The sequence below is a fragment of the Catonella sp. genome (assembly GCF_057250765.1).
The window spans coordinates 1-3,580 of the sequence record NZ_DBHIEC010000040.1 but is presented as its reverse complement, the minus strand read 5'-3'; the positions used below and the strand labels follow the sequence as shown (position 1 = coordinate 3,580).

Here is a 3,580-nt window from a genome sequence, read left to right as displayed (position 1 = left end):
GTGCATAATGACAGAAAGCTGTCACTTCGACGATAAAAATTCGTTGGGTGGCAGCTTTTGTGGTGGTGCGCCTAGCGGCGCACGTTTCTAACGGGTTAAAGTCCCGAATCCGCCCGGTAGTGGGAAGGATGCGCCGAAAGCAAGGGTGCCTATGGTGACCTCGAATCTGAAGGAAGCTGGATATGATTAAGATACTAACTCTTGGGCAAATCTCTGGTCTGACGAACAGAAATCTCATATGAGGTTATGCATGTGGATAAGACTGCCTTACAAGCTAAAGTCCAATAACTACACGCAATCTGACATGATAAATGAGACAGATAGATGGAGAGGACGGCGGTCAGTCACCACCTCCTACTCAATTTAAACTTGAAAAACCACAACTGTTATACTATAATAATAACAGTTATAACAGAAATGACAGTAAAGAGGTATAAAATGAATATTCAAATTAATAACTCAAGCGATGATCCGATTTATTTGCAAATAAAGAATCAGATTAAGGTGCAGATAATTTCGGGGGATTTGAAAGTAGGAGAACAATTGCCTTCAATCCGCTTTTTGGCAAAAGAACTCAGAGTAAGCATGATTACAGCCAAGAGAGCCTTTGATGAACTGGAATTTGAGGGCTTTATCAACTCAGTTCAGGGAAAGGGTAATTTTGTTGCGGCACAAAATAAAGAGCTGATTCGTGAGGAATACTTAAAGCGTATTGAAGAACAGTTGCAAGAGATAGTAAAACTCTCCGAAATTGCAGGAATATCAGGCGATGAACTGACTCAGATGTTAAAGGACTATGTGGAGGGACGATATGAGTGATTATGCTATTGAAATTATAGTATTGATTTCAATTGTTACTTTGATATCAAGCATTTTTATGTCAGCGATTCAGCTGCCTTTTATGTTCAAATTTGGTGCTGAGAAGAGTAGGCTTATAATGCTAATAACATATTTTGTAGTCTTTGTCATATTTTCAATGCTTAAACAAGCATCAGGTTTATTTACTAAAGTGCAGGGAGTTTTAAAGAACTTTTCCCTGACTGATGTGTATAGTGGCTTAATACTGGCGGGACTAATAATCATTGCAATTTGCCTAAAGATATCCATAAGAATTATGGAAAAGAAGGAATATTAAGATTCACCTACATAATTATTACAAAAGCCCAATGATTTTCTTAAATTTTCCGACCTCTATTCTATTGGTAAGAAGGCTGTGATATAATGTGAACACTTAACGAAGTCGAGCCGAAGGCGAAGACTGAGTTTAGTGACGACGCACCGCAGGTGCTAGTACCTTTAGGTGGAGCGGTATCTAAGCACTTAGTGACGACGCACCGTTGGTGCTAGTGCTGTGCAAGCCGAGCTGCCTTTGGCGAAGGCTGAACTTAGTACTTATGATGAAATGTGAACACTTAACGAAACACAGATTTACCGATTGAAAGGAGAAATTATGAGAAAATATAAGAAAATTACTGCACTCTTTCTCTGTGCCTTGCTTGCATTTGGAGTAACAGCCTGTGGCAGCAAACAGGAGAATAAAGAGGCATCTAAAGGGGTATCAAAAGAAATAGCAAAGGAAGCATCGCAAAATGCATCTAAAGAAGCTTCCAATGAGGTTTCTAAAGTATCTTCACAAGAAACTAGCAAAGACACAGTCAAAGAGGGCTCCAAAGTATCATCTGCTGATGAGGTAAATGCGGAGACTGTCTATTCTAATATGGCAAACGAAGTCAGTGCCGAGGAAGTCAAGGAGGCACTTTCAGCCTACCTAAACAAGGATAGTGTCGACTACTACATTAAGCAGGTAAACGAGTACAACGATATAGTTGGAAGCGTTGGACTTCAGGGAGATTTTACGAAATTTGGTAAAACAGAGTATGATGTAGAGAAAATCAGCAATCTTTGGAAAGAAAAGAAGGGTGATTTTGTTGGAACAAACTGCAGGCTTAACACCTTCTTTTTACTAAAGAATAACATAAAAGTTCCAAGTATAAAAAGTGATGGAGAGCTATTGTTTCTAGACAATGACTCGATAGATAAGGGAAAGCTCTTTGATAAGAAGGACAAGGAGGCATTCAACGTATTATTCTCAAGAGTAAAGACTGAGGCTACTGAAGATGTTAAGGTTCACGCTAAAAATATGGAAAAATACTTTGAGAATGTAAAGTTTGATGAAAATGCGAGGATGCTCTCTGTAGTGCTGCATGACAACCTTGATGGAGAGTATCTCTTTGTAGGTCATGTAGGAGTTATGGTACCTTACAAAGGCGGATATTTATTTGTAGAAAAGTTAACCTTTGAAGAGCCTTATCAGGCTATTAAGTTTGCGACAAAAGAAGAATGCTACAAGTATCTTCAGGGGAAATACGCTGATTATACCGGAGAAGGCCTAGCAAAGCCATTTGTAATGGATAATGGAAAGATGGTTGAGGTAGAGTAATTCTAACCGGGGCGACGAGTTAACAGACAGTATTATACTAAAGATTGTAATTACAATTAGCTGTATTCGTAATGTAATCTAGATAATATAGGGAATGTACCTGTCTTTGTCCCTTGCTTATAAAGCTAAGTTTATAGACAAGGGACAAGCTCAGGTGGGAGGGTATTGAATAGCAAAGAGCTAATTTTTAGGTTCTAAGTTAACAATTACCAATTCAGGACGGTTAAATATTCTTGGAACCCTAGTGCTTTCTCTTGCAAGACCGCGGCTTACTATCATTTTACCGTTAGGAAAATCGTACTGCCCGCCGGCATACTTTGGAAAGAAGCCTTCATCAGGTGCAAATACGCCGTTTAGAAGAAAAGGTATTCTCCACTGCCCGCCATGAGCATGGCCTGCGAGTACAAGGTCAAAATTGTAATCCAGATATTTGTTCACATACGAAGGGCGATGAGCAAGTAAGATAGTAAACAGGCTATCGTCCTTTATTTGGTTTATTTCATCAAGCTGAGCATAAAAGCCCTCATCTTTGCCGGTATAGAGATTTGCATCAGGATCATCAATGCCACTAATGCTTATTTTCTGATTGTTAACTTCTACGGTTTCGCTTTTTCCGTCTAAAATGGTAACATTATACTTTCTTAGAGTATCAAGCATTTCGTCAACACGGCGGCTCCAGTACTCGTGATTGCCGGTAACATAGTAACAAGGATACTTCCCCGCTATTCCTGCTAAAAATAACTCTGTATTTTCATCAGGAATTTTGTCATCAAATATATCCCCGCCAAGGAGAACTATATCAGGGTTTTGCCTAACAACAGCATCTATTAGGGTTTTCTGTTCTTTCCCGTATTTGCAGGAGTGTAAATCCGTCACAAGAGCAATTCTTATGGGATTTGTGATTTTATCTGAGGTAATCGTATATTCTACTATCTTTAGTCTGACATCAAATGCGCTGAATAAAAATGCAATTATTATAAAGAAAATGATAGGGAGAATACGCTTTTTTACCGACTTTTTCTTAGTGGTTTCCATAACCTCTGAGGGTATATTATCATTTTGCTTAATATTATCGGGCATGTGTGTGCTCCTTTTCAGCTTTTATTTAGAATTATATCGTAGTTTAAATGATTTATAAAG

Annotated in this window: 4 protein-coding genes; 3 read left to right on the top strand and 1 reads right to left on the bottom strand. The window is 38.6% G+C overall.

Translation table 11 applies throughout. The annotated features are described in order from the left end of the window. Positions 1-438 precede the first annotated feature (438 nt). The 3 genes from ACO6HM_RS12300 (at position 439) to ACO6HM_RS12290 (ending at position 2,440) form a co-directional block, all read left to right on the top strand. Entirely contained in the window at positions 439-819 is a 381-nt protein-coding gene (locus ACO6HM_RS12300; RefSeq protein WP_485391311.1) for a GntR family transcriptional regulator, read from the top strand. Then, entirely contained in the window at positions 812-1,135 is a 324-nt protein-coding gene (locus ACO6HM_RS12295; protein WP_485391310.1) for an ABC-2 transporter permease, read from the top strand. The genes ACO6HM_RS12300 and ACO6HM_RS12295 overlap by 8 nt, the downstream gene beginning before the upstream one ends. Positions 1,136-1,450: 315 nt before the next feature. After that, positions 1,451-2,440 carry a DUF4300 family protein gene (locus ACO6HM_RS12290; protein ID WP_485391309.1) on the top strand — a complete coding sequence of 330 codons (990 nt, stop codon included), beginning with the start codon at positions 1,451-1,453 and terminating at the stop codon, positions 2,438-2,440. Between the two features lie 180 nt (positions 2,441-2,620). Here ACO6HM_RS12290 and ACO6HM_RS12285 read toward each other — a convergent pair whose 3' ends face one another. Further along, positions 2,621-3,520, bottom strand: coding sequence for a metallophosphoesterase (locus tag ACO6HM_RS12285; protein WP_485391308.1), 900 nt, complete (start codon positions 3,518-3,520; stop codon positions 2,621-2,623). Positions 3,521-3,580: the final 60 nt, after the last annotated feature.

What these genes read in the sequence shown, in the direction of transcription:
- ACO6HM_RS12300 (WP_485391311.1), top strand. Translation starts at nt 439, where the DNA reads ATGAATATTCAAATTAATAACTCAAGCGATGATCCGATTTATTTGCAA.
- ACO6HM_RS12295 (WP_485391310.1), top strand. Translation starts at nt 812, where the DNA reads ATGAGTGATTATGCTATTGAAATTATAGTATTGATTTCAATTGTTACT.
- ACO6HM_RS12290 (WP_485391309.1), top strand. Translation starts at nt 1,451, where the DNA reads ATGAGAAAATATAAGAAAATTACTGCACTCTTTCTCTGTGCCTTGCTT.
- ACO6HM_RS12285 (WP_485391308.1), bottom strand. Translation starts at nt 3,520, where the DNA reads ATGCCCGATAATATTAAGCAAAATGATAATATACCCTCAGAGGTTATG.